Origin of the sequence: Corynebacterium sp. (assembly GCF_052107835.1) — a bacterium.
Taxonomy (GTDB): Bacteria; Actinomycetota; Actinomycetes; order Mycobacteriales; family Mycobacteriaceae; genus Corynebacterium.
Genome location: NZ_JBQEDF010000032.1, coordinates 1 through 24,725 on the forward strand (window position 1 = coordinate 1; position 24,725 = coordinate 24,725).

Genomic DNA, 24,725 nt, shown 5'->3' on the forward strand with positions numbered 1-24,725 from the left:
TGTTACCGATGTCCTGATCCAGTTTTGTCACCGATGTCCCGAGACATCACAGTTCACGAGGTCGGCTGAGACGTGTTCCCCCGGGAGAACTCAGATGATCACGATCGACTCGATCCGCCACTGGCCGTCGTACCGGGCCAGATGGCCCGCCACCGCACGCACCCGACCGTCACGGGCGACACTGGCCGTGAACCCCAGACGCTCGCGGTGACTCGGCGGGATGTGGACGGCCAGGACACGGGACACCTCGGTGGGGAAACCGCGTCCGCCGGGGTCCGCGGCGCTCTCCCGCACCATGCCGCGCAGGCTCTCTGAGATGACGGGGGAGTACGGTCCCTTGCGCAGTGCGGACACCGGACGTCTGCCGTCCAGGACCTCCAGCCACACGCTGATGAGCATCCCCACCCGCTGTGCGACCCGCCGGTTGGCGCCGGCACCGGCGGGTGGGGCCGCGCGGTCGGCCGCAGGGGTGGATTCCGGCGCGGGGGTGGACGTCGGCGGTGACACCCGGGACGGTGCCGGTTGCTCCCCTGACTGCCCCGCAGGGGACTGAGTCCCGTGTGGCCGCCGGAGGTAGACCAGCCCGGGGACGGGAACGAATGAACTGGTCCTGGCGTCGCCGTGATGCCCGGCACCGGCCTGCGTCGTCGGGCTGAACCCCTCTACGTCCCCCATGCCCAACGATGGTACCGGGCGACGTGGCAGAATGTGAGGCATGCGAGCATTGATTGTGGACTACTGCGGCGTCCTCGACGGAGCGGAGGAGGACCGCCGTCGTTGGCGGAAGGTCCTCACCGCGGCCAAGGACGCCGGATACGGAACGGCCATCCTCTCCAACGATCCCGGCGGGTCCGGCGCCGACCCCATCCGGACCTGGGAGGACGCCGGCTACGTGGACACTGTCGTGCTCTCCGGTGAGGTCGGGGTGGACAAGCCCGACCCGGAGATCTTCGAGATCACCGCCGAGCGCCTCGAGGTCGCGGTCAATGACTGCATCCTCGTCGACGACTCCATCCTGAACATCAAGGGCGCGGTGGAGGCGGGGCTGATCGGCGTGTACTACCAGCAGTTCGACCGGGCGATCGTGGAGATCACCGGGCTCCTGGGACTCGAGGGGACGTACTAGGATGCGAGTCTTCATCCCCGCGACCTTCGACATGCTCGGCGACCTCGCGCGCGACGGTCAGATCCCCGTGCGTTCCGCGGTCGGTTTCGCGTTGACCCCGGCCCTCCGCGAGTTCTACACGGCCGGCGACGACGAGGAAATGTCCTACGCGGCGTTCCTGGAGGCGGCCCGCGCCTCACTGCGACTGCTGGGCATCGGGGACGAGACCCGGTTCCCGCACCGCCGTGTGGTGGTCTCGGCGGACCTGGAGGACTCGAAGGTCACCCAGGATCCGTCCAGCGGGGAATCGGTGGTGAGGCTGGACCCGGCGCTGCTCACCGTGGACGACCTCGCGGCGATCCACGTCGACGACGAGGGCAATGAGCCCGCCACCGAGGCGGCCATCGAGGCGGTCGACGCCGCCGACCTGGGGGACGAGGGTGCCGAGATCACCCTCGGCGACTGCGAGGACAACCTGATGAGCTGGTACGACGCCCGCGAGCTCGGCGTCCTCGTCGACCTGCTGTAGCGGAACCGGCCCGCTGGCCGGTGCCGCTAGTGGTTAGTGGTGCAGGTCGAAGCGGTCGGCCTCGCTGAGCTGTGCCCAGGTGGCGACGAAGTCGTCGACGAACTTCTGGGCGGCGTCATCGCTGGCGTAGACCTCGGCCTGGGCCCGCAGCTCCGAGTTGGAGGCGAACACCAGGTCGGCACGGGTTCCGGTCCAGATCTCCTCACCGGATTCGCCGGCGGTGCAGACGAAGCTGGTGGAGGAGGCGTCCTTCGGGGTCCAGTCGTTGCCCAGCTCCAGCAGGTTGACGAAGAAGTCATTGCTGAGCACGCCGGGGCGGTCGGTCAGTACACCGTCGGCCGAGTCCTGGTAGTTCGCTCCGAGGACTCGCAGGCCACCGACGAGGACGGTCATCTGCGGCTCGGTGAGGTCCAGCAGCTGGGCCTTGTCCACCAGCAGGTGCTCGGCGGGCACGTTCAGGTCCGCACGCTGGTAGTTCCGGAAGCCATCGGACTCCGGCTCCAGGAAGTTCGCCGAGTCGATGTCGGTCTGCTCCTGGGAGGCGTCCACGCGCCCCGGGGTGAACGGCACCTCGACGGTGAACCCACCGTCCGAGGCGGCCTTCTCCACGGCGGCGTTGCCCGCCAGGATGATCAGGTCGGCCAGCGACAGGTGCTTCGGGGAGTTAGCCTCGTTGAACTCGGACTGGATGGCCTCGAGTTTGTCCAGCACCACGGCCAGGGCCCGGGGCTCGTTGGCCTCCCAGCTGCGCTGCGGCTCCAGGCGGATACGTGCGCCGTTGGTCCCGCCGCGCTTGTCGCTGCCGCGGAAGCTGGACATCGACGCCCAGGTGGTCTTCACCAGCTGGGACACGGTCAGCCCGGAATCCAGGACGGTCTGCTTGATCGCCGAAGCATCGGCGGAGGTGATGCTCTCGCCCTCGGCCTCCGGCAGCGGATCCTGCCAGGGGAAGTCCTCGGCGGGGACCTCGGCGCCGACGTACCGGGACTTCGGTCCGAGGTCGCGGTGGGTCAGCTTGAACCAGGCGCGGGCGAAAGCGTCGCTCAGGGCCTGCTGGTCCTCCTTGAACTTCCGGGAGATCTTCTCGAACCCCGGGTCCATGCGCAGCGAGATGTCGGTGGTGAGCATGCGGGGCTCGCGGCGTCCGCCGGAGTGTGCCATGGGCACCATGTCCGCCCCGCCGTTGTCCTTGGGCCGGAAGTGCCAGTGGCCACCCTCACCGCGCACGGGTTCCCACTCGTAGGCGAAGAGGATGTGGAAGAACTCGTTGTCCCAGCGGGTGGGGTGGTAGGTCCACGTGACCTCCAGGCCGGAGGTGATCTGGTCGTCTCCCTTGCCGGTGCCGTGGTGGTTCTCCCAGCCGAGGCCCTGGCGGTGCAGCGGGGCACCCTCGGGGTTGGCGCCGACGTTCTCGTCGTCGTCCGGTGCAGCGCCGTGGGTCTTGCCGAAGGTGTGGCCGCCGGCGATCAGCGCGACGGTCTCCTCGTCGGTCATGCTCATCCGGCCGAAGGTGTCGCGGATGTCATGGGCGGCAGCGACCGGGTCCGGGTTGGCCTCGGGCCCTTCCGGGTTGACGTAGATCAGGCCCATGGTCGTGGCGCCGAAGGGCTTCTGCAGTTCACGGCTGGTGTCGTTGGTGCCGTTGTAGCGGGCGTCGGTGCCCAGCCAGTCGGTCTCCGCACCCCAGTAGACGTTCTCGGGCTCCCACACGTCCTCGCGCCCACCGCTGTAGCCGATGGTCTCGAAGCCCATCGTCTCCAGCGCGACGTTGCCCGCCAGGATCATCAGGTCGCCCCAGGACAGGCTCTGACCGTACTTCTTCTTCACCGGCCACAGCACGCGGCGGGCCTTGTCCAGGCCACCGTTGTCGGGCCAGCTGTTGAGCGGCGCGAAGCGCTGCTGGCCGGTGCCGCCGCCACCGCGGCCGTCGTTGGCGCGGTAGGTGCCGGCGGAGTGCCAGGCCATGCGGATCATCAGCGGGCCGTAGTTGCCGAAGTCGGCGGGCCACCACTGCTGGGAGGTGGTGATGACCTCCTCGATGTCCTTCTTGACGGTCGGGAGATCGAGCGTGCTGAACGCCGCCGCGTAGTCGAAGTCGGCCTTGACGGGCCGGATCTCCTGGGGGTTGTGGGCGAGCAGCCGCAGGTTGAGGTGCTCGGGCCACCAGTGCTGGTTGGGGTTGCCCTCGGTGGGCAGTGTCAGTCGGGCACCGTTCTCGGGGTTGTCGTTGGCCGGGGTGCCGGAGTGGACTACGGGGCAGCCGCTGGTCGGGTCAGTCATCGGATTCCTTTATTGTCGTGGTCCCTGAGTGTGGATCAAGGTGGTGTCAGTGTGGGGTCGGTGCCCCGGTTGTCGACGGGGTCGGTGATCGTCCGCGTGCCCGTGCGCACTCGTCGCAGACGGCGCGGAAGGTGATCTCGGCGGAGAGGACGGTGGCCATGCCGTGGTCCCCGTCGGGGGTGAGGCACGGTGCTTCACCGACGACGCATTCCACGTCCTCGAGGCGCCCGCACACCACGCACTGGATGTGGTGGTGGTTGTCGTCGGTGTCCGTCTCGTAGCGGGCACCGCCGGACCCGGGCAGGTCGATGCGGCGCAGGACGCCGCGTACGCTCAGATCGTTCACGACGTTGTGAACGGACTGCAGGGAGATCGTGGGGAGCTCCGTGCGGATACCGTCGAGCACCTGGGCGGTCGTGCTGTGCGGGTGGGAGTCGAGGAACCTCAGGGCGGCGATGCGTCCCGGTGTGGCTCGAAGTCCCGCGTCCCGTACGCGCGACGCCCAGGTGTCTGTCGGTTCTGTGCGCATGTCCCCCATTGTGCCCTCACGTTTGAGGGTTCGCAATTTTGACAAAATAAAATCTAGACGCGGTCGGCGATGAGCTGCTCCACCCCGTTGATGATGAGCTGCAGACCGAAGATGAAATTGTCCTCCCAGCTGGCATCGAAGCTGTTCTCGTCCACGGCCGCGAGGTTGGGGAACCGGTCGGACGTGGTCTGTTTCTCGAGGGTCGGCCCCTGTGCGTCCCAGAAATCGTCGTCGCTCATGCCGGATTCGGACGCGGCATTGATCCACTGCAGCTCCTGCCGGACGGTGCCCAGGACGTAGGAGTCGATGGCGGTGGCCAGGTTCATGGCCTCCCGGTCGCTGAGTGGCAGACCGGCCACGCCCGACAGGAAGAGTTCGAGGTCGGACACGCTGGCGGGGCCGAGGACGGGTCGGCTCCAGTTCGTCTGGATCGCCCACGGGTGATCCAGGTACATGCGGCGCGCTTCGGTGGCGGTGGTGGTCAGGAATGCCCTCCAGCCCGCGGACACGGCCGCTTCGCGGGTCTGCGTGGGGCCGACGACGGCGTCCAGCATCAGGGGGAGGAGTTCGTCCTTGGATGGGACGTAGCGGTAGAGCGACATCGTCCCGACACCGAGCTTCTGCGCGAGGCTGCGCATCGACAGCGCGTGGAGCCCCTCCCGGTCGGCGAGGGTGACCGCGGCGTCCACGATCTGCGGCAGGCTCAGGTTCCGCTTCGGCCCCCGGTCATGGTCGGGCAGGCCCTCCCACAGCAGTTGGAGGCTCTTCGCCAGGGGATTGTTCTCGTTCATCGGACCTCCGGACAACAACTCTTGCGTACTGCACACACTGTACGCTACTCTTCCGGGTACGCCGTACTGGGTACAACGTACGGCATACAATGTACCCGCAGGAAGAAAGGAGGGAACCGCCGATGACAAGGCGAACCGCAGAAAGATCCGGCCCGGCCATCGTCGCAACGGGCCTGGTCAAGACGTACAAGGGAAAGACCGCTCTCGACGGTGTCGACCTCGAGGTGCCCCGCGGAACCGTCCACGGGGTGCTCGGGCCCAACGGAGCAGGCAAGACCACCGCCGTCCGGGTGCTGACCACGCTCACCGACGCGGACGGGGGAGAGGCCACCGTCGCCGGGTGCGACGTGCGGACCGATCCCCGTGGCGTCCGGCAACGCATTGGCCTGACAGGGCAGCAGACCGCCGTTGACGACCTGATGACCGCACGCCAGAACCTGACCATGTTCGGCCGGCTGTTCCGCCTGCCCAAGAAGGACGCCCAACGCCGTGCGGACGAGCTCCTGGAGATCTTCGGACTGCAGGACGCCGCGAACCGTTCACCGAAGAAGTTCTCCGGCGGCATGCGCCGGCGCTTGGACCTCGCGGCGTCGATGATCCTCGCCCCGGAGGTCCTCTTCCTCGACGAGCCGACGACCGGGCTGGACCCGGCGGGACGACGTGAGGTGTGGGAGGCGATCCGCAACCTGTCCGCTCACGGCACCACCGTCCTGCTGACCACCCACTACCTGGACGAGGCGGACCAGCTCTGCGACCGGATCAGCGTGATCGACCACGGCCGTAACTTCGTCGAGGACACCCCGGCCGGGATCAAGCGACGGATCGGCGATGAACGCCTGGAGGTCCTGGTCAGTGACCACGCGGACCTGCCCCGGCTGGAGGAACTGATGCGGCACACCACCGGCACGGTCCCTGACCGCGATGAGGACGATGGCCGCCTGAGCGTTCCGGTGCCGGATGGCGTGGGTGCGCTGACCAGCATCGCAGCGGACATCAGGGACCGGGGGATCGGCATCGCCGACATCGGACTGCGACGCCCCACCCTCGACGAGGCTTTCCTGCAACTCACCGGTGAGCACGCGATGGAAGAGAACCAGAAGGAGATGCAATGACCACGCCAACGCTACGTCCCCACCTCATCCCCGAGGAGTCCGGTACCCGGCTGGGCCGGGCGGTCCGGGACGCCTGGATCATCGTCGTCCAGGAATTCACCCACCTGCTGCGCCAGCCCTCGACCTTCATCTGGCAGATCGGGTTCCCGGTCGTGATGGTGCTGATGTTCGTCTACGTCTTCGGTTCGGCGATGGACGTGACCGGCCAGGGTGCGGGGGAAGGCTACATCGACTTCGCCATGCCCGGGATGTTCGCCATGACCATGGCCCTCGGGTTCATGGACACCGCCTACGCCGTCACCCACAACAAGGAGAAGGGGTTCATGGACCGCTTCCGGTCCATGCCCATGTCCGGTTCCGCGCCGGTGACCGGCCGCGCCGCATCCGACCTGATCCGCGCAACGATGGATCTTGTGGTCATCGCGGTGGTTGCGGTGGTTATCGGCTGGCGCTCCGCAGGGAGCCCCGGCGAGACGCTCCTTGCGTTCGTCCTGCTGCTCTGGTTGCGCCTGGCACTGATCTTCGTGGGCATCTTCCTGGGGCTGTGCATCAGCAACACCGAGACCGCCGGCATGCTCTTCGCGGTCGCCTTCCCGCTGGGGTTCATCTCCTCGGTGTTCACCCCACCGGAGATGATGCCGGGCTGGCTCGGGTCGATCGCGGCGTGGAACCCCGTGTCCTCCACGGCCACGGCGATCCGTGAACTGTTCCACACCCCGGGGATAGGCAACCTGGACCCGTCCTACTGGATCGACGGGCACGCGTTGGCGGGCGCACTCGTCTGGCCCGCGCTGATCATCGCGGTCTTCGTCCCGCTGTCGGTGCGTCAGTTCCGTAGTCTCGCGCGGTAGCTACAGTTCCCACTCGTTGTTGCTGCGCAGCGCGGCGAGCAGGGTGCGCACCGCCTCCACGCGGCGGGCACTGGCCCCGGTCAACGTGTCCAGGGCGCACTCCGGGTCGGCCGGGGGGCCGGCGTGTGTGCATCCCCGGGGGCAGTCGTCGATCACGTCCCTGAGATCCTCGAACACCCCGATGACCTGGTCCGGGTCCACATGGGCCAGGCCGAAACTGCGGATCCCCGGGGTGTCCACGATCCAGCCCCCACCCTCCGGCAACCTCAGCGCGACCGACTGCGTGGAGGTGTGGCGTCCCTTCCCCACACCGGAGACCACGCCGGTCTCGCGCCGGGCATCCGGGACCAGCCGGTTGACCAGCGTGGACTTGCCCACCCCGGAATGGCCGATCAGTGCCGTGACGTGTCCGTCGACCACGGAGGTGAGCGGGTCCAGTGGATCGTCGCGTCCGCAGACGATCACGTCCACGTCAAGGTCGGAGAACTCCGCGGCGAACCCGGACGGATCAGCCAGATCGGATTTCGTCAGACACAGCACCGGACGCAGACCCCCGACGAAGGCGGCGATCAACGCCCGTTCCACGAACCCGGAGCGCGGGGGAGGATCGGCCACTGCGGTGACGATCAGCAGCTGGTCGGCGTTGGCCACCACGACCCGTTCGTAGGGGTCGGTGTCGTCCGCCGTCCGGCGCAGGACCGTTGTGCGGTCCTGCAGCCGGACGATCCGGGCCAGCGTCCCGTCCCTCCCCGACGTGTCGCCCACCACGGCCACCCGGTCGCCGACGACGACCGGGGTTCGTCCCATCTCGCGGGCGCGCATGCAGATCGCCGGGGGTGCGTCCGCCGCTGCGCCGTCGATCACGACACCCCAGCGGCCGCGGTCCTTCGTGACGACCATGCCGGTCTCGGCGTCCCGGTGGTCGGGCCGGTCCTTCGTCCGGGGACGCGTCCCCTTGCCGGGGCGCACCCGGATGTCCGACTCGTCGTAGTGCCGCCTGCCGCTGGACCGTGCCATGTGTTCGCCGGACCCCTCTATCCCTCGACCATCCGTGACCAGCGCAGGTCGAAGTCAGGCAGGGTCTTCGCCGTGGTGGCGATGTTCTCGACCAGCACCCCGGGGGTCACCAGGCCCAGCACGGCGCCGGCGGTGGCCATCCGGTGGTCGGCGTAGCTGTGCCACACCCCTCCGGTCAGCGGCGCGGGGTCGATGACCAGGCCGTCCTCTGTCTGGGTGACCTGCGCGCCCAGGGACGACAGTTCGCGCTCCAGGGCGTTGAGCCGGTTGGTCTCGTGCCCGCGCAGGTGTGCGATGCCGTAGAGGTGGCTGCGCCCTTCGGCCAGGGCGCACAGTGCGGCGACGCTCGGGGTGAGTTCGCCGATGTCGTGCAGGTTCCACGTGATCCCGGTGAGGCTGCGACCCGGCCCCGTGACCCGCAGTGCGCCGGTGTGGGCCAGGTACTCGACGTCGGCGCCCATGTCACGCAGGATCATCCGGAACTGGTCGCCGGGCTGGAAGGTGGTCTGCGGCCAGTCCGGCACCTGCACCGTTCCGCCGGTCACCGCCGCCGCCGCGAGGAACGGGGTGGCGTTCGACAGGTCCGGCTCGACCTTCCAGTCCCTGCCCGCGACCGGCCCGGGGTGGACCGTCCAGCGGTTGAACCCGGCGTCCACCCTGACCCCCGCGGTGCGCAGCATGTCCACGGTCATCTCCACATGCGGCAGACTCGGGATCGCCGCACCGGTGTGGACCACGGTCACGCCCTCGTCGAAGCGGGCGCCGGCGAGCAGCAGACCGGAGACGAACTGGGACGACGCCGAGGCGTCGATGTGCACCTCACCGCCGCGCACCCCACCGGTGCCGGTGATGCGGAAGGGCATGGGGGCGTCCGGGTTACCCGACCCGGTGACGGTGGCACCGAGGGCGTCCAGCGACGACAGGGTGGCGCCCATGGGACGTTTCTGAGCGGCGTCGTCGGCGGTGAACAGCACGTCACCGGTGGCCAGCGCGGCAACGGCGGGGAGGAACCGCAGGACGGTCCCCGCCAGTCCGCACTCGACCTCGCCACCGTGCAGCGTGGCGGGGACGACGTTGAGCAGGTCGCCGTCGGTGGTGATGGTGGTTCCCATCGTGCGCAGGGCGTCCGCCATCAGGTCGGTGTCCCGGCTGCGCAGTGCCCCTTCGATGGTGCTCGGGCCGTCGGCGAGGGCGGCGAGGACGAGTGCCCGGTTGGTGATCGACTTCGACCCCGGGACGGAGACCGTCGCGTCGACAGGGGAGGCGGCCACGGGTGCAGGCCAGAGTTCGGTGCTGGTGGGACTCATGGCCGCCATTATCCCACGATGCTCCCGCAGAAGTTCCCGGAGGCTGCGGTACCGGGGTAGTTTGGGGTCATGTGTGGACGATACGTGATGTTCAGCACGACCGAAACCATCCTGGACGCGACGTCCCGGCTGCTGCCCGACGTCGGCCCGCCGCAGGTCGTGGGTGACGGGCCCACACCGAACTGGAACACCGCGCCGACGCACACTGTGGCGGTGCTGCGCGTGTACGGGGACGCCCTGACACTGGGCCCGGCGTCCTGGGGCTACCCGGCGCCGTGGAAGAAAGGGGCGGTGCTGTTCAACGCCCGTGGTGAGACGGTGTTCGGTAAGCCGAGCTTCCGCGGGTCGGCACCCTGCCTGTTCGTGATGGACGGGTGGTACGAGTGGAACCGGAAGCGCCCCCACTTCGTCACCGGGGACGGTGTGCTGTTCGTCGCCGGACTGTGCCGGCCGGGGGAGGACGGGCTGGACGCGACCATCGTGACGACGGCCTCCGCGGGCCCGGTCCGGTGGCTGCACGACAGGATGCCGCAGGTCCTCGGTGCCGCCGGGTCGGACGTGGCGGGTGCCGACCGGGTGCGGGCGTGGATGGACGGTGACGACGACGTCCTGCGGGGGCTGGCGGGATCGGAGCCGGCGTCCGGTGTCCTGGATGCGCTGGGGACGCGGGAGGTTGACCGGCGTGTCGGCAATGTGGCGAACAACGGCCCCGACCTGATCGACGCCGCCGGGTGATCCGGCGGGACTAGGATGGTTGGAACAACCCGTGCCATCGCGGCGTTACCCCTTGTGGCGGAAAGGAGCCCATGAACCACACAGTGAAGCGCACCGGAGACAGCGACGAGCAACTGCTCGAACGCTTCGAGCAGGATGCGTTGCCGCTGCTGGACCAGCTCTACGGTGCTGCCCTGCGGATGACCCGCAATCCGGCGGACGCCCAGGACCTGGTCCAGGACGCGTACATGAAAGCATTCCAGGCCTTCGGTTCCTACAGACCAGGGACCAACCTGAAGGCCTGGATGTACCGGATCCTGACCAATACCTACATCAACCAGTACCGCAAGGCGCAACGGCGTCCGAAGGAGACCTCCGATGAGACGGTCACCGACTGGCAGCTGGCGGATTCGGCGTCGCACGACTCGACCGGACTCCAGTCCGCCGAGATCGAGGCGCTGAAGCGGATCCCCGACAAGCGGATCCAGGATGCGCTGATGGAACTCTCCGACGATTACCGCATGGTCGTCTACTACGCGGACGTCGAACAGCTGCCGTACAAGGAGATCGCGGCGATCATGGACACCCCGATCGGCACGGTGATGAGCCGCCTGCACCGGGGACGCAAGCAGTTGCGCGCGAAGCTGAAGGATGTCGCCGTGGAGCACGGAATCGGTGACACGCAGATGGCGGAGAAGCGGAAACAGCAGCCGAAACGTCCGGCAGGGAAAATCTGAGGAACAAGACTATGACTGAGAACACCAGTGGTAATCAAGAACGGCCCCAGGGCAAACGGACCCGGTGCGATGAACTCGTCGACGTGATCTACGAGTACATCGACGTGGAGAACGGCGACTGCGACGGGGAGGAGTACCGGCGCGCCCGGGAGAAACTGGAGTCGCACGTCGACGAGTGTCCGTCGTGCCTCGAGGCCCTCGGCATCGAGCAGCAGGTGCGCCAGCTGCTCCGGTCGAGGTGCGGGGGAGAGGCACCCACGGAGTTGCGGGGGCGCATCGTGACAGCGCTGCATTCCTCGGTGGAGACGTCGGTGACCTCGGTGAGTGTGCGCTACTCCCGGTGAGCCGTGCCCGGTGGGCGCACGGCGAAGGGCCCGGTCCGGGGATGAATCCCGGGCCGGGCCCTCAGTGTTTCCGAACGGTCAGGCGTTCGGACGCTTGCCGTGGTTCGCCTTCTTCTTGCGACGGTCCTTGCGCTTGCGGCCACGCTTGCTCATGACGGCTCCTCTTGACAGTGGTACGGATAACCGTTCAAGGATAGCGGGCCGCTGTGCTGCGGAGAAATCCGGTGTGACTAAACGGTGGCGACGCGGGTGCGGGTGCGGCCGCGGTTGTTGCGGCGCTTCAGTGCACGGCGCTCGTCCTCGCTCATGCCACCCCACACCCCGGCATCCTGGCCGGACTCGATGGCCCAGGCGAGGCAGGAGTTGGTGACGGGGCATTTGTTGCAGACGAGTTTCGCCTTCGCGATCTGGGCGAGGGCGGGGCCGGAGTTGCCGACCGGGAAGAACAGCTCGGGGTCTTCGGAACGACAGATTGCCTGGTGGCGCCAGTCCATGATGATTTCTCCTTCAAGCGGTTTACGCAGTGTGGTGGCACGACACCATGTTTCGGGCGCGCAGGTGGTTACTCCCGCAGCCGTCAGCACGGTTCGAGTTCGTCGGTGTGGATCAGGGGTGTGGCAGACCCGTGCAGCTGACGCGGTAGAGTGCGGCAGGGAACGGTGTTGCCTACGTAGAGACTCAGGGGCGAGTTCAGCGTTAACCGGTGTGTAACCTCGTGTCCCTCTCTCTGTTACGTGAATCAGTCTGGCACGGGATGGCGCACTTCGCTAGGGGTCGGAGCGAAAGAGTGACGAACCTCACATTAGTTTGATTTGGACCTTTAGGTAAGGGTGGGTTAATGAGATCCGTGCGCTGCTAGGAAAACGTGGGGGAGTCTGTGGCAGGCATCCACCGGAGCCGCCCGGAGTGGGCCCGCGCGGGTGTTTTCACGGAGTCCGGGCAGCACAGTAGACTCGGTGCCCATGAGCGCAGAAGACGGAAAGTCGCTGGTCCTCCCCCCGAGCGTCCGGTGGGCCGGATGGCTGGGTCTCGTGGAGGGACTCGTGGGGGTGGTCATCGGCGTGCTGATGGTCGTGCGCGACATCCGGGGGGTCGAGGACGAGGGGGCTGTCATCAGCGGATGGGGTACCGGACTCTGGTTCCTGGTCTTCGGCGGGATCGTCGCCGCCGCCGGCTGGTTCCTGTCGAGGGGGCGACGGTGGGGCCGCGGACCGGTGGTCATGCTGAACATGATCTTCATCCTCGTCGCCGTGTTCATGTTCTCCTCCGGCCGTCCCGAACTCGCCGTCCCGACCGCGCTGGTCGGGATCTTCGCCTTCGGCTGCCTGTTCAACAAGGACGCCGTGGACTGGGCGGCCTGGCGGCACACGCACTGAGGGGCTAGCCCAGTGCCACCATCTCGTCCCCGCGCTGCTCGACAACCACGTCGCCCTGCACACGCAGGTGGACCGGCCCACCGTAGTCCCCCCGGTCCACCGGGATGGTGCGGGCCACCGAGCCGTCCGCCCAGTTCACGACAGCCACACCCTCCTCGAACGGCACCAGCAGCCAGTCAGCCATCGCCGCACCTGTACCGAGTGCGGGCACACTGAACCGGGGTTCCAGGTTCGTCGGCCCGAATGCGTTCAACCGCTCGCCGTCGAACCAGGTCATGTGGTGGGGGAGGTCCCCGGTCGACGCCACGAAAGGCTCACCGGACGCTCCGTCGGACCGCCCGTCGAAGAGGGGGGAGGGGTCGGCGGGGTGCTGCTCGAAATCGCCGTCGGAATGGAGCACCTGGAAGCGGCTGCCCTCGTAGTCCCCGGAGTCGGACGCCCGTGTGCCGTCGCCGTGGACGTAGATCACCGCGGCCTCCTCCGCGACCCCGACCAGCTCCGCCCCCGCGGGCACGGTGAACTCGTGCAGTGACTCGGGCTCCCCGGACTCCTCCGGCACGGCCTCCTGCAGACTGACGGTGCGTTTGCCGTCGTCGCGCCCGCAGTCCATCATCACCGCGAGCAGGTCCTTGCGGGTCTGCGCGGAGGTGAACCGGCAGCCGTCGAAGGGCTGTGCCTCTGGATCCACGGGTGCCTCGACGTGCCCGACCTCCACCGTGCGCACAAGATCGGAACGCCACAGTTCCACGCGGTCGGGGCCCAGCAGCCCCACGTGATCGAGGGAGCGGAACATCCGGCTGTCCCCGTCGCCGATCGCGGACCGGGTGTCCTGGTACTGGCCGGTGGCGACGTCCATGCTCGCCGTGTCCCCGCAGCCCTTGGGGCCGTCGTACACGGTCACGACGCGCCGCCAGTTCCCGGTGAGGCCGCACAGGTCACGGTCGCGTTCGTAGCTCCAGGTCTCGGATCCGTCGGAGACGTCGACGGCGGACACACGGTTGCCGTCCCGGACCACGGCCGCGCCCTCGAGAGTCACCGGTTCCCCGGAATCGGAGGGGGCGGAGTCCAACCGCCAGATTTCGTCCAGGGTGTCGGGGACCTCCTTCGCGGGGTCGTCGGGGGCGATGGCATCCCCGGGGCCGGCGGTCTCCTGGCTGGTCCCGCCCGCGTCGGAGAACAACCATGTCCCCGCGACGATCAGCAGTACGACGACCGCGATGACCGCGGTGACCACCAGGTCGGTGCGTGACCGTTGCTCGGACGGCGGGACCACGGGACGCATCCTGCGTCCCTCCCCGTCCCTGCGGCTGATCAACGCCGTTGCTTCCTGCGCGGCCGTGGGCGGTCCCGACGGTCACTCCGGTCCTGGTGGTCGCGGCGGTCCCGCCGGGCGGGTGCGGTCGCTGACGCGGAACCCTGCACCTTGCGCGGCGCGCCCACCCGGTCCCGGATGTCGGCGGGGAGGCCGAACTCCTCCAGGAACTCCGGGGAGCCGGAGAACCACTGCGGTGGGTTCTGCCTGTCCAGGTTCAGGGTGTCGTCGATGGCGGACCACCGGGTGACCTCGTCCCACCCGACGAGGGTGACGGCCACGCCGGAGCGTCCCGCCCGCCCGGTGCGCCCGATGCGGTGGACGTAGGTCTTGTCGTCCTCCGGCACCTGGTAGTTGATGACGTGGGTGACGTCCTCGACGTCGATGCCGCGGGCGGCGACGTCGGTGGCGACCATGACGTCCACCGTGCCCTCGCGGAACGCGGTGAGGGACTGCTCGCGGTCCTTCTGGCGCATGTCGCCGTGGACGGCACCGACGGCGAAACCGAGCTCGGCGAGGTCGCCGGCGATGGTGGCGGCCTGGCGTTTCGTGCGGGCGAAGACGATCGTCCGGCCGCGGTCGGGCGTCTGCAGGATGCGGGCGAGCACGCTCATCCGGTCGAGCTTGTGCGACTGGAACACGATCTGCCGGGTGGTCACGTGCGTGGCCTGGGCCGAGGACAGGTCCGCGCGGATCAGCACCGGGTGGTTCATGAACTCGCGGGTCAGTCCGACGATCGGCCCCGGCATCGTGGCGGAGAACAGCATCGTCTGCCGGGGGTGCGCGGTCTGCGCCATGATCTTCTTCACGTCATCGAGGAAACCCTGGTCGAGCATCTCGTCCGCCTCGTCGAGGACGAGGACCTCGACGTGCGACAGGTCAAGGAAGTCCTGGCGGGACAGGTCGAGCAGGCGGCCGGGTGTGCCGACCACGACGTCCGTCCCGGCCGCCAGTGCGTTGATCTGTGACTCGAAGGGGACACCGCCGTAGATCGTGGTGACGGTGAAGGGACGCTCGCCGACACGCAGGTTCCGTGCCGCGCCGGCCAGGTCCTCGGCGACCTGTATGCACAGTTCGCGGGTGGGGACGACCACCAGTCCGCGGACGGTGCCGTCCAGTTCGGTGACCGCGGCGTCGTCGAAGAGCCGGTCGATCAGCGGGACGCCGAAACCCAGGGTCTTGCCCATACCCGTGCGCGCCTGGCCGATGAGGTCCTTCCCGACGAGCGCCAGCGGCAGCGTGCGTTCCTGGATGGCGAAGGCCTGCGCGATACCGTCCTGCTCGAGGGCTTCGGCGATCTCGACGGCCACCCCGAGATTGCGGAACGTGGGTCGCTCCACGGGCACCTTCCTTCCTACTGCTGCATCGTCGCTATGATGGTCCACGTTACAGCCATGGCAATGCGATCGAGAAAGAAAGGCCTGAGGGCACCACGTATGGACATCAAGGTCGGTTTCGTCAACAACCCCCGCGATCTGGTCATCACCAGCTCGGAGGAGCAGGACACGGTTTCGCAGCAGGTCGAGGAGTTCCTGTCGGGCACGGGTGATTCCCCGTCGACCCTGAAGCTGAAGGACAACAAGGGGTCGCTGTTCGTCCTCGTGCGCGACCAGGTCGCCTACGTCGAGGTCGGGACCTCCGCCCAGCGGCCCGTCGGCTTCATCTGAGAACCGACGCGACCTGACCGTGCCGTATCACCAACAGCCGCGCCGCGAGCGCTTCGACCTGCCTCCCTCGGAGGTCGAGCAGCGCGCCCGGTACCGCGCTGAACAGAATGAACGCCGGATCCGCCGGAACAGGTGGATCGGTGTGGGCGGGGTTCTCGTCCTGCTGACGACCCTGGGGGTCGTCATCGAACTCGCCGTGTCGGGTGTCGGCGGGGACGGGGACCGCGATGGTTCCGTCTCCGCCTCCGCGGGCAGCACCGGTTCCTCGCACGCGCCGGACGAGGACGCCCCGGCCGGCCCCGTCCCCGGCGACGCGCCCGGGGACAACGGCGACGTGGGCGCCCTGCCCGATGGCGGTGCCTTCAGCACCGACGGCGACGGGGGGTTCCACGGTGTGGGCACCCCCGGGGCGACAGCCGGCGACCCCGACCGCGACGACGCGGACACCTACTCCTACGTCGTCGAGGTCGAGGACGGCGTCGACACCTCCTCGTTCGGTGGAGGGGACGCGTTCTCCTCCTCGGTGGACGCCACCCTCGGTGACCCCAGGTCCTGGATCTCGAACGGGACGTTCGCCTTCCGGCACACCAGCGTGGACGAGGGACAGGCCCCGGACCTGCGGGTGCGGCTGACCAGTCCGGAGACCGCCCGGGAACTGTGTGGCGGCCACATCGAACTGGAGACCAGCTGCTTCATCCAGGGGCCGGACTCCGAGGGTGATGACGCCGGTGCGGCGGAGGCCGGACGGGTGATCCTCAACGTCGCCCGCTGGGTACGCGGCGCGTCGACGTTCGAGGGGGATCTGGGCGCGTACCGCCAGTACCTGGTCAACCACGAGGTCGGGCACGGCATCGGTTTCGCCGCGCACCAGGCCTGCCCGCGCGACGGGGTCCTGGCACCGGTCATGATGCAGCAGACGCTGAGCATGAACAACGGTGAACTGGAGGATCTCGAGGCGGGTGCGGAGTACGAGGAAGCCGACGGGAACCTCACCTGCCGGCCGAACGCGTGGCCCTACCCGCACGGGCGTGGTGAGGGCGAGGCGGTCGACGTCCGCGATTGACACCCCAGGCGGAATGCGCACCGTGACCTGCATGTTCGAATGAGGGCGCCGTGACTTCCGTTCCATGTCCGGGGTGGGGGATAGAGTGTGGGCCATGTCGGAAACTACTGCATCCTCCGGTTCTGCCGGGTCCCCCGGGTCCGGACCTCCTGCGGCGATCCGCGCCGGGTTCCAGGTCGCCCACGCCACCCCGGTGGAACTCGGCGGTGCGTGGGGGGACGGGTGGCGGTGCGACCGTGCTGTCCTGGTCCCCTCGGACGACCGTGCACGGGCGACCTGGTCCGCCCAGATGATGGACAAGGTCCGCCCGTCCGGGGTGTCCGTCGCCCGGCCGCTGCGGTCGACGGACGGGCGGTACGCCGTCGGGGGATGGACCGCCCGGGCGTTCCTGTCGGGGCACCGCGCACCCCGGTTCGACGAAACCGCGGCCAGCGTCCTGCGTTTCAACGAGGCCCTGGCGGAGGCGACCGCGGGGGAGGGACGTCCGCGGTTCCTCGATTCCTCGGTATGGCGGGCCCGGCTGGAGTCCGCGGAGTCCGCACGGTCCCTCAGTGAGACCGAACTGTTCGCCGTGGCGGAGGCCGCGGCGTGGGCGGGTGACCCCACCGAGCTCCTGGCGCAGGTGATGGACCTGGCGGAGGTTCCCCGCGGGGACGTTGCCGCGGCGATGGAGAAAGCCGCCGGCCTGATGCTGCTCAGGGAGGACATCAGCGCCGCGGACCAGCTGGTCCACGGGGACGCGCTGGGGTGCACGGTCTACGACGGCTACGCGGATCCGGCCATCGTCGACTTCGTGCCGGCCTGGCGGCCGACGGGATGGTCGGTCGCGCTGCTGGTGGTTGACGCGATCGCGTGGGCCAACGCCGAGGACGGGCTGCTCGACCGGTGGAGCCATCTCCGGGACTTCGACCAGCTGCTGCTGCGGGCGGTGATGTACCGGTTGTTCGCGCATGCCGTGGTCACCGACTCGAATCCCCAGGCATTGGCCGGGATATCGCGGGTCAGTGACGTCGTTTCCGCCCGGGTGGGTGGCGTGCGCCGGCATGCCGACGCCGCATCCGCGGTGTCGGGATCCGACGAGTCCGGGCAGGATGACTGAGGTCCGTGGCTGACAGGACACGGCAGGAGGCCAGGGAGGACGCTGAACTGCGCCGCCGGATCGGCTCCGCCGGGCAGGTGGACGTGCATCTCGACACCGGCACGGAAGCGGTGGATGCCGACGGGGAACCAGGGCCGCAGCGGTCCTGGGAGGGCCTGGCCGGGGCATTGACCTCCGGCGACGGGAGGGTGGACACACAGGCCCCCTACGCAGTCCTGGGTGGTCCCGGCACGGGGAAGTCCTCACTGCTGGTCGATGCACTGGTTTCCTTCCTGCGCGCCGGTGGACGCGCCGAGGAGGCCATGGTGGTCACCCCCTCCAAGGAGGCGGCCACGGCCCTGCGCGAGCAGGCCACCGAGGTCCTGCGCTCCCGGGACGACTACGCGGCGACGGGAACACCGGTACGTTCGGTGCACTCGTGGGCCTTCGCCCTGCTGCGCGCCGTGGCGCAGCAGGACCACGACGGCACCACTCCGCTGCCCCGGTTGATGACCGGCGCCGAGCACGACATGCAGATCCGCACACTGCTGCGTGGCCACGCCGAGGACCGTACCGGGGCGTGGCCGGAGGAGATCCGGCCGGCGCTGCCCCTCGTCGGATTCGCCCGCCAGCTCCGCGACCTGCTGCTGCGTGCCGCTGAACGCGGTGTCGGTCCGGAGGAACTGGAGCAGCTCGGGCGGGACCACCGTGAGCCCATGTGGGTCGGTGCGGGTGGTTTCCTGCGTGAGTACCACCAGATCCAGGCGTTGTCGGAAGCGCGGAACCTGAACGCCTCCGAGCTCCTGCACGCAACCCTCGATGCGCTGGAGACGACACCGTCCGTGCTGGACCACTACCGGGACCGGACGAAACTGCTGCTCATCGACGACGCACACAACCTCGACCCTGCGGCCGGACGATTCGTGTCACTGTTCATCCGTCCCGGGGTACGGACCCTCGTCGCAGGTGACCCGGACCAGTGCGTCTTCCACTTCCGTGGTGCCGACGAGGACTTCCTCACCGGGATTGCGGCGGACCGGGACCGCCGCATCGTGCTGTCCCGGTCCCACCGACTGCCGGGCGGGGTGGTGGATGCGGTGAACCTGCTGGAACAGAAGCTGCCGGTGCAGCCGACCCGCGTGCCGCTGCGTGCCACCCGCAGTCCCGGCACCGCCGACGCCGGGGACCCCAGACCGGGCCTGGAACTCCGGCGGGCCCCCTCGCGGACAGCCGACCTGCTGGCCGTCACCGACGAGGTCAGACGCGCCCACGTCCTGGACGGGGTTGCCTGGGACGATATCGCGGTCATCGTCCGCTCCACCGGTGACATCGCCTCGCTGCGGCGTACCCTGCTGTCCCACGGCGTGCCGGTGAAAGTGGACCCCACCAGTGTCGTCCTCGCCGAGCAACCACTGGTCAACGTGCTTCTTCTCACCCTCGACGCCCTCGTCCGGCCCCTGACGACCAGTGAGATGCAACGGCTGGTGGAGAGCCCGATCGGTGGCGCGGACCCGGTGATGCTCCGCCGCGTCGAGCGGTCGATCGCGCCACTGCTGGGCGGGACGGGCATCCGTGCGATGGAGGCGGTGAACAGGATCGTCTCCGGACGCGCCGACGCCGCCGAGGCAGAGGCGTGGACCCGGCGGCTCGGGCCACGGGAGAGGGATGTCCTCGACCGGGTGGGATCTGTCATCGGAGCAGGGCAGAAGGCATTGTCCGGTCACACCGGCACCTCCCCGGTGGAAGCTGTGCTGTGGGCCGTGTGGCAGGCGGCGGGGCTGTCCAATTCCCTGCAGATGCAGGCCCTGCGCGGGGGGACCCTCGGTTCCCAGGCGGACCGGGACCTCGACGCGGTGATGAGCCTGTTCGACTTCGCCGGCGACGTCGTCGAACGCACGCCGTCGGCGACACTGGAGACCTTCCTCGGGGAGGTCCGGGCCCAGGAACTGCCGACCGAGGGCCGCGACCGCCGGGGGACCCGCCCCGATGCCGTCGAGATCCTGCCCGCCCACGCCGCCGCCGGACGCGAGTGGTCGGTGGTCGTCGTCGCCGGGGTCCAGGAGGACCGCTGGCCCTCCGGACCGACCGTCGGGGGCCTGTTCGGCCAGCAGGAGCTCGTGGACCTCATCGACCGTGGCATCACCCCCGACGTCCCCGTGTCGCGGGCCGCGGCGGCGCTGGCGGAGGAACGCCGCCTGTTCCTGCTGGCCATCTCCCGCGCCACCCGGCGCACCCTGGTCACCGCGGTGGACTCCGCCGGGGACGACACCAGCGTGCCCTCCCGGTTCCTCGGTGAGATCGCCCCGTCCACGACGTCCGACCAGTCCACCGGCGAGACTCCGGTCCTCCCGTCGGCGGAGATCCCCGGGACCCCCGCCCTGCCACGCGTCCTGGCCATGGAGCCGCTGGTCGCCGAACTCCGCGATGCGGTGTGCGATCCCGGACGACCGGGACACGAGCGGAACGCAGCAGCCACCAACCTCGCCCGACTCGCCGCGGCGGGCGTCCACGGTGCCGACCCGGACCAGTGGTGGGGCACCGCGGCACCCTCGACGACCGCCCCGGCCGTGGCATCCCCACGGTCCGGTCAGCACCCCACCGTCCGGATCAGCCCGACCACCCTGGAGGCCATGGGAGCCCCCGGGGACAGCCGCCACGACTGCGACACCGGGGTCTTCCTGCGCGGCCTTGTCGGGGGTGCGACGACTGAGCCGATGAAGATCGGCGTTCTCATCCACGCGATCGCCGAGAGCTTCGCCCACGGGCTCAGCCGGGAGGAGGCCCACGACATCGTGACGGACACCGTCCCGCACCTCGTCGACGGTCCCGCGTGGACCGCGGCACCGTTGCTGCAGAGCTGCCTCGCCGCCGTCGACCGGCTCAACACATGGATCGCCGAACGGGCCTCCACCGGGCGCCGGGTCGAGGTCGAGCGCAAGCTGGACGCGTCACTCGGGCAGACCCCCGCCGGTCTGCCCGTCATCCTCGCCGGGCGAACCGACAGGCTGGAGACCGACCCCGACGGCCGCACGACCGTCATCGACTTCAAGACCGGGAAATCCGCGAAGACGAAGCAGGAGGCCATCGGCAGCAGCCAGCTCGCCGCCTACCAGCTCCTCGTCGACGCGGACCCCGACAGGGAGCCGGACGGGGCGATGCTGGTGTACCCGCGCCGGGACACCAGTACCGTGACCGTCCTGCAGCAGCCGGTGCTCACCCCCGATCAGCTCGCCGAGTTCCGGGAGTTCGCGGTGGACGCGGCGTCCCGCATCTCCGGCCCGGGGTTCCGGGCGACCCCGCAGGGCTGCGAGGGCACTGAGTTCGCATGCCTGTGCCCGGCATGCCGGGCCGGGGAGCAGGTGGTCTGAATGGTCAGTCCCACCGAGCTCTCGCGACTGCTCCGCCAGGAATTCGGGCCGACCCCGCAGCAGGCGGCGGTCATCGGGGCGCCTGAGGGGCCCACCCTCGTCGTCGCCGGGGCGGGAGCGGGCAAGACGGAGACCATGGCGGCGCGGGTGGTCTGGCTCGTCGCCAACGGCCTCGCCGCCCCGGAGCAGATCCTCGGCCTCACCTTCACGCGCAAGGCCGCCCGGGAACTCGGCCTACGCATCCGCGCCCGTCTGCAGACCCTGGCGGATTCCGGGTTCCTCGACAGCCTGCCGGACGATGACCCGCGGCACGAGGCACTCCACAACATCATCCCCACGGTGTCCACCTACGACGCCTACGCCGGTTCGGTCGTCCGCGAGTACGGCCTCCTGCTGCCGATGGAGCCGGCCGGGCGGATCATCTCGGACACCGAACGCTGGATCCTCGCCCGCGACGTGGTGACCGGATGGCCCACCGGATTCACCACCTCCCGGTCCCTTCCCTCGATCATCGACGACATGCTCGCGCTCAACGACGAGATGGACAACCACCTGGTCACCGTCGCCCAGGTCGAGGACGAGTGCCGGGCCACCGCCGCCGAGATCGACGGCCTGCCCGACCGCGACGGCAAGGTCCTGAAGACCGTGGACGCCGCCCTCGAGACATTCAACGGGACGCTGACCTACCGGCGCGAACTCCTCGAGGTCGTCACCGCCTACCGCGACCGGCTGACCTCGATGAACCTGATGACCTTCGGCCAGCAGATGTCGAAGGCCGCCCAACTCGTCGCCGCCCACCCCCGTGTCGGCGAGGCGCAGCGCCGCCGCTTCCGGGTGGTGATGCTCGACGAGTACCAGGACACCGGCCACGCCCAGCGGATCCTGCTGCGCAGCCTCTTCGGCGATGGCGCCGACACCGGGATGACCGTCACCGCCGTCGGCGACCCCATGCAGTCCATCTACGGCTTCCGCGGGGCCACCGCGGCGAACCTCGCACACTTCCGTGAGGACTTCCCCGCCGCGGACGGACCCGCACCGAAGCTGGAGCTCACCACCTCGTGGCGTAACCCCGCGCTGGTGCTCGACCTGGCCAACACGGTGTCACGCTGGTCGATGGACACCGCTGATCCGATGGTGTCCCCGCTGACCTCGCGTCCCGGGGCCGGCAGCGGGGACGTGCGGACCGGGTGGTTCGACACCAGGGAGCAGGAACTCGAGTGGCTCGTCGATGACCTGGCGTCCCGCTACCACGGGCACATTGGTGACACCCCGTTCTCCGCGGCGGTGCTGCTGCGCAAGAACGCCGAGGCCCGCCCGATCCATGACCTGCTGCGGGCCAGGGGAGTCCCGGTGGACATGACCGCCGGTCCGGGACTGCTCGAGGTCCCCGAGGTCGCCGACGTGTTCGCCACCCTGCGCGTCCTCGTCGACCCCGGGGACGACATCGCCATGCTCCGGCTGCTCACCGGAGTCCGGTGGAACATCGGTGCCGCCGACCTGCTGGCACTGGCGGCCCGCGTCGACCAGCTGTCGCGACGGGACGCCAGCACCGCCGGCACCGCCACGGACTCCGGTGCATCCACCGAGGCGGACCACGACGGTGACACCACCGGTCTCACCGCGATCGTGGCCCCGCACCCGGGGGACTCCGACGCCCTGGCCGGGGTCCGCCGACGGTTAGCCGAGCTCGACAGGGACGCGGCTCGCGTCCCCGTCGGCCTGGCGGAGGCCCTGGCCGACCTGCGCGGCATGGAGAACTACGGGATGTCCGCCGAGGGCATCCGCAGACTGGCCGACCTGGGCCGGGAACTGCGCTATCTGCGGCGCCATTCCATGTCGAAGCCGCTGACCGACCTCGTCGCCGACATCGAGCAGATGACCGGGGTGCGTACCGAGGTCCTCACCCGCTACCACCGCAACCCCGACCGTTCGATCGGCACCAGCCACCTGGACCGCTTCGCCGAGGTCGTCCGGCAGTTCGCCGATCTCAGTGCATCGACCCCGGCGGGGCTGGTGGACTTCCTCCTGGCCGCCGCCGACCGGGAGAAGGGCCTGGAACCCGGCGAGGTCGAGGTGCGCACCGACTGCGTGCAGCTGCTGACCGTGCACAAGGCCAAGGGCCTGGAATGGGAGATCGTCGCCGTCCCCCACGCCACCCGCAAGACCTATGCCGACGCGGTGAAGCGGCCCACGGTCAGCTCATGGACGTCCAACGCGCGGATCCTGCCGTCCGGGCTGCGCGGGGACGCCCCCGACCAGCTGACCACCGACCCCGGCCCGGATGCCGCCCCGATCCTCGACCTGTCGGCGGTGGAGGACCGCAAGGGGGTTGTGGAGGCGCAGGACGAATTCAGGGTTGCCCTGGGCAGGCACGGCGCGAAGGAGGACGACCGCCTGTTCTACGTCGCAGTCACCCGCAGCGAACAGGTGCTGCTGGTCAGCGGTGCGGCGTTCAACAACGAGGACCGCAGACCGGTCGACCCCTCCGTGGCGTTGACCCTGGTGCGCGACCGCCTGTCCACCGTCAACCCCGGTTCGGTCGTCACCTGGTCACCGCTGGGCATGGAGTACTCGAAGGCTGAGTTGAAGCGGATCGACAAGGGGCCGCACCACCGGGAGGACGCCGTCATGGTCCCGGACAACCCTGCCGCCCGCAATGACCTGGTCGCCGACTACGTACGTCAACTCCCGGAGCCGCCGAGTGCCCTGTGGCCCCGGCCCGCCCTGACCGACCCCGGACACCCCGGCCACGTCCCGGAGGGCGTCGGCAGGGGAGTGGACCTGGTGCGCCACGCCGGCACAGACACGACCGCCCCCGACGACAACACCACCGCGGCCCAGTGGGCGCAGGAGACGCGGCTGCTGATCGACGAATACGCCGCCGCCGACGTCCCCGAGGTCATCGTCCCACTCGGGGCCAGGCTCACCGCCACCGAGGCAGTGGCCCTGACCAGGGACCGCGACGAGTTCGCCCGCCGCCGGCGGCGCCCCGTCCCGCTGGAACCCCGGCCCTACACGAAGCGCGGCACCGCATTCCACAACTGGGTCGAGCGGCACTACGGCGTCTCCAGTCTCTTCGACGAGGACGAGCTGCCGGGCGCGGCCGACGCCACCCTCACCGACCCCGCCCTGGAGGACCTCAAGCGCCGGTTCCTCGCCAGCGACTGGGCCGACCGGACCCCGGCGACCGTGGAGGGGGCCTACTCCGTCACCCTCGCCGGACACCTCTTCGAGGGGCGCATCGACGCCGTCTTCCACGACGGGGACGACCCTGCGACCGGGTGGACCGTCGTCGACTGGAAGACCGGGCGCAAACCCGGCGGAGCCGAACGCACCGCCGCGGAGATGCAGCTCGCCGTCTACCGGCTGGCCTGGGCCAGGGTGCTGTCCGCCCGGCTGGGCCGCCCGGTCGATCCCGCAGGCGTGCGCGCCGCGTTCCACTACGTGGCGTCGAACGAGACCTACGAACCGGGTACACTGCCGTCAGCGGAAGAACTGGCCACGACCTTGGCCTCAGCAGCCCGTCCGAGGGAAGGGGACTGAGC

Annotated in this window: 23 protein-coding genes; 13 read left to right on the plus strand and 10 right to left on the minus strand. The window is 69.4% G+C overall.

The genetic code is table 11. The annotated features are described in order from the left end of the window. Positions 1-90: 90 nt before the first annotated feature. The gene (locus ACTIL2_RS09125) at positions 91-675 is read right to left on the minus strand and encodes an Rv3235 family protein (protein WP_442337147.1); all 585 of its coding nucleotides are present in this window, start codon (positions 673-675) and stop codon (positions 91-93) included. 40 nt (positions 676-715) lie between these two features. Here ACTIL2_RS09125 and ACTIL2_RS09130 point away from each other — a divergent pair, with 40 nt between their 5' ends. Both ACTIL2_RS09130 and ACTIL2_RS09135 read left to right on the plus strand, forming a co-directional pair. Then, positions 716-1,126 carry an HAD family hydrolase gene (locus tag ACTIL2_RS09130; RefSeq protein ID WP_442337148.1) on the plus strand — a complete coding sequence of 137 codons (411 nt, stop codon included), beginning with the start codon at positions 716-718 and terminating at the stop codon, positions 1,124-1,126. Position 1,127: 1 nt separating this feature from the next. Next, a complete protein-coding gene (locus ACTIL2_RS09135; protein WP_442337149.1) occupies positions 1,128-1,634 on the plus strand; it encodes a DUF6912 family protein in 507 nt (168 codons plus the stop codon). A gap of 33 nt (positions 1,635-1,667) precedes the next feature. Here the strand turns inward: ACTIL2_RS09135 and katG are convergent, their stop codons facing one another. Genes katG through ACTIL2_RS09150 form a run of 3 tightly spaced genes read right to left on the minus strand, consistent with a single transcriptional unit; the run spans position 1,668 to position 5,234 of the window. Continuing rightward, on the minus strand, positions 1,668-3,914 hold the full coding sequence (gene katG / locus ACTIL2_RS09140; protein WP_442337150.1) for a catalase/peroxidase HPI: 2,247 nt from the start codon (positions 3,912-3,914) through the stop codon (positions 1,668-1,670). Positions 3,915-3,960: 46 nt separating this feature from the next. Further along, complete coding sequence (locus ACTIL2_RS09145) at positions 3,961-4,443, minus strand: Fur family transcriptional regulator (protein WP_442337151.1); 483 nt, start codon at positions 4,441-4,443, stop codon at positions 3,961-3,963. A 53-nt stretch (positions 4,444-4,496) separates the two neighbouring features. Then, positions 4,497-5,234 carry a TetR/AcrR family transcriptional regulator gene (locus tag ACTIL2_RS09150; RefSeq protein WP_442337152.1) on the minus strand — a complete coding sequence of 246 codons (738 nt, stop codon included), beginning with the start codon at positions 5,232-5,234 and terminating at the stop codon, positions 4,497-4,499. Between the two features lie 122 nt (positions 5,235-5,356). Between ACTIL2_RS09150 and ACTIL2_RS09155 the strand changes: the two genes are divergently transcribed. Both ACTIL2_RS09155 and ACTIL2_RS09160 read left to right on the plus strand, forming a co-directional pair. Beyond that, positions 5,357-6,346 (plus strand): ATP-binding cassette domain-containing protein, encoded by a 990-nt coding sequence (locus ACTIL2_RS09155; protein ID WP_442337153.1) that lies wholly within the window; start codon positions 5,357-5,359, stop codon positions 6,344-6,346. Further along, on the plus strand, positions 6,343-7,197 hold the full coding sequence (locus tag ACTIL2_RS09160; RefSeq protein ID WP_442337154.1) for an ABC transporter permease: 855 nt from the start codon (positions 6,343-6,345) through the stop codon (positions 7,195-7,197). Before ACTIL2_RS09155 ends, ACTIL2_RS09160 begins: the two co-directional genes overlap by 4 nt. Here the strand turns inward: ACTIL2_RS09160 and rsgA are convergent, their stop codons facing one another. Together rsgA and aroA are read right to left on the minus strand one after the other, a co-directional pair. Next, positions 7,198-8,214 (minus strand): ribosome small subunit-dependent GTPase A, encoded by a 1,017-nt coding sequence (gene rsgA, locus ACTIL2_RS09165; RefSeq protein ID WP_442337155.1) that lies wholly within the window; start codon positions 8,212-8,214, stop codon positions 7,198-7,200. It lies immediately after the preceding gene. Between the two features lie 17 nt (positions 8,215-8,231). After that, positions 8,232-9,521, minus strand: a complete 1,290-nt coding sequence (gene aroA / locus ACTIL2_RS09170) for a 3-phosphoshikimate 1-carboxyvinyltransferase (protein WP_442337156.1) — start codon at positions 9,519-9,521, stop codon at positions 8,232-8,234. 69 nt (positions 9,522-9,590) lie between these two features. Between aroA and ACTIL2_RS09175 the strand changes: the two genes are divergently transcribed. The 3 genes from ACTIL2_RS09175 to rsrA all read left to right on the plus strand — a co-directional run bounded on the left by ACTIL2_RS09175 (position 9,591) and on the right by rsrA (position 11,316). Next, entirely contained in the window at positions 9,591-10,256 is a 666-nt protein-coding gene (locus tag ACTIL2_RS09175) for an SOS response-associated peptidase (protein WP_442337157.1), read from the plus strand. Positions 10,257-10,327: 71 nt separating this feature from the next. Beyond that, positions 10,328-10,972 (plus strand): sigma-70 family RNA polymerase sigma factor, encoded by a 645-nt coding sequence (locus ACTIL2_RS09180; RefSeq protein ID WP_442337158.1) that lies wholly within the window; start codon positions 10,328-10,330, stop codon positions 10,970-10,972. 11 nt (positions 10,973-10,983) lie between these two features. Then, positions 10,984-11,316 carry a mycothiol system anti-sigma-R factor gene (gene rsrA / locus ACTIL2_RS09185; protein WP_442337159.1) on the plus strand — a complete coding sequence of 111 codons (333 nt, stop codon included), beginning with the start codon at positions 10,984-10,986 and terminating at the stop codon, positions 11,314-11,316. A gap of 78 nt (positions 11,317-11,394) precedes the next feature. On the opposite strand, the gene ACTIL2_RS09190 is transcribed toward rsrA, so the two are convergent. Both ACTIL2_RS09190 and ACTIL2_RS09195 read right to left on the minus strand, forming a co-directional pair. Next, complete coding sequence (locus tag ACTIL2_RS09190) at positions 11,395-11,469, minus strand: 50S ribosomal protein bL37 (protein WP_431832944.1); 75 nt, start codon at positions 11,467-11,469, stop codon at positions 11,395-11,397. 77 nt (positions 11,470-11,546) lie between these two features. Beyond that, a complete protein-coding gene (locus ACTIL2_RS09195) occupies positions 11,547-11,810 on the minus strand; it encodes a WhiB family transcriptional regulator (RefSeq protein ID WP_442337160.1) in 264 nt (87 codons plus the stop codon). A 468-nt stretch (positions 11,811-12,278) separates the two neighbouring features. On the opposite strand from ACTIL2_RS09195, the gene ACTIL2_RS09200 reads away from it, so the two are divergent. After that, positions 12,279-12,692 (plus strand): hypothetical protein, encoded by a 414-nt coding sequence (locus ACTIL2_RS09200; RefSeq protein WP_442337161.1) that lies wholly within the window; start codon positions 12,279-12,281, stop codon positions 12,690-12,692. A gap of 4 nt (positions 12,693-12,696) precedes the next feature. Here the strand turns inward: ACTIL2_RS09200 and ACTIL2_RS09205 are convergent, their stop codons facing one another. Next, entirely contained in the window at positions 12,697-14,007 is a 1,311-nt protein-coding gene (locus tag ACTIL2_RS09205; protein ID WP_442337162.1) for an Rv3212 family protein, read from the minus strand. After that, positions 14,004-15,350 (minus strand): DEAD/DEAH box helicase, encoded by a 1,347-nt coding sequence (locus ACTIL2_RS09210; protein WP_442337163.1) that lies wholly within the window; start codon positions 15,348-15,350, stop codon positions 14,004-14,006. Before ACTIL2_RS09210 ends, ACTIL2_RS09205 begins: the two co-directional genes overlap by 4 nt. 90 nt (positions 15,351-15,440) lie before the next feature. On the opposite strand from ACTIL2_RS09210, the gene ACTIL2_RS09215 reads away from it, so the two are divergent. The 5 genes from ACTIL2_RS09215 (at position 15,441) to ACTIL2_RS09235 (ending at position 24,723) form a co-directional block, all read left to right on the plus strand. Next, positions 15,441-15,671 (plus strand): DUF3107 domain-containing protein, encoded by a 231-nt coding sequence (locus ACTIL2_RS09215; RefSeq protein WP_442337164.1) that lies wholly within the window; start codon positions 15,441-15,443, stop codon positions 15,669-15,671. A 19-nt stretch (positions 15,672-15,690) separates the two neighbouring features. Further along, complete coding sequence (locus ACTIL2_RS09220; protein WP_442337165.1) at positions 15,691-16,734, plus strand: DUF3152 domain-containing protein; 1,044 nt, start codon at positions 15,691-15,693, stop codon at positions 16,732-16,734. A 94-nt stretch (positions 16,735-16,828) separates the two neighbouring features. Next, a complete protein-coding gene (locus ACTIL2_RS09225; RefSeq protein ID WP_442337166.1) occupies positions 16,829-17,833 on the plus strand; it encodes a TIGR02569 family protein in 1,005 nt (334 codons plus the stop codon). A gap of 5 nt (positions 17,834-17,838) precedes the next feature. Further along, positions 17,839-21,180 carry an ATP-dependent helicase gene (locus ACTIL2_RS09230; RefSeq protein ID WP_442337167.1) on the plus strand — a complete coding sequence of 1,114 codons (3,342 nt, stop codon included), beginning with the start codon at positions 17,839-17,841 and terminating at the stop codon, positions 21,178-21,180. Then, entirely contained in the window at positions 21,181-24,723 is a 3,543-nt protein-coding gene (locus ACTIL2_RS09235; protein ID WP_442337168.1) for a UvrD-helicase domain-containing protein, read from the plus strand. It abuts the gene before it with no gap. Positions 24,724-24,725: the final 2 nt, after the last annotated feature.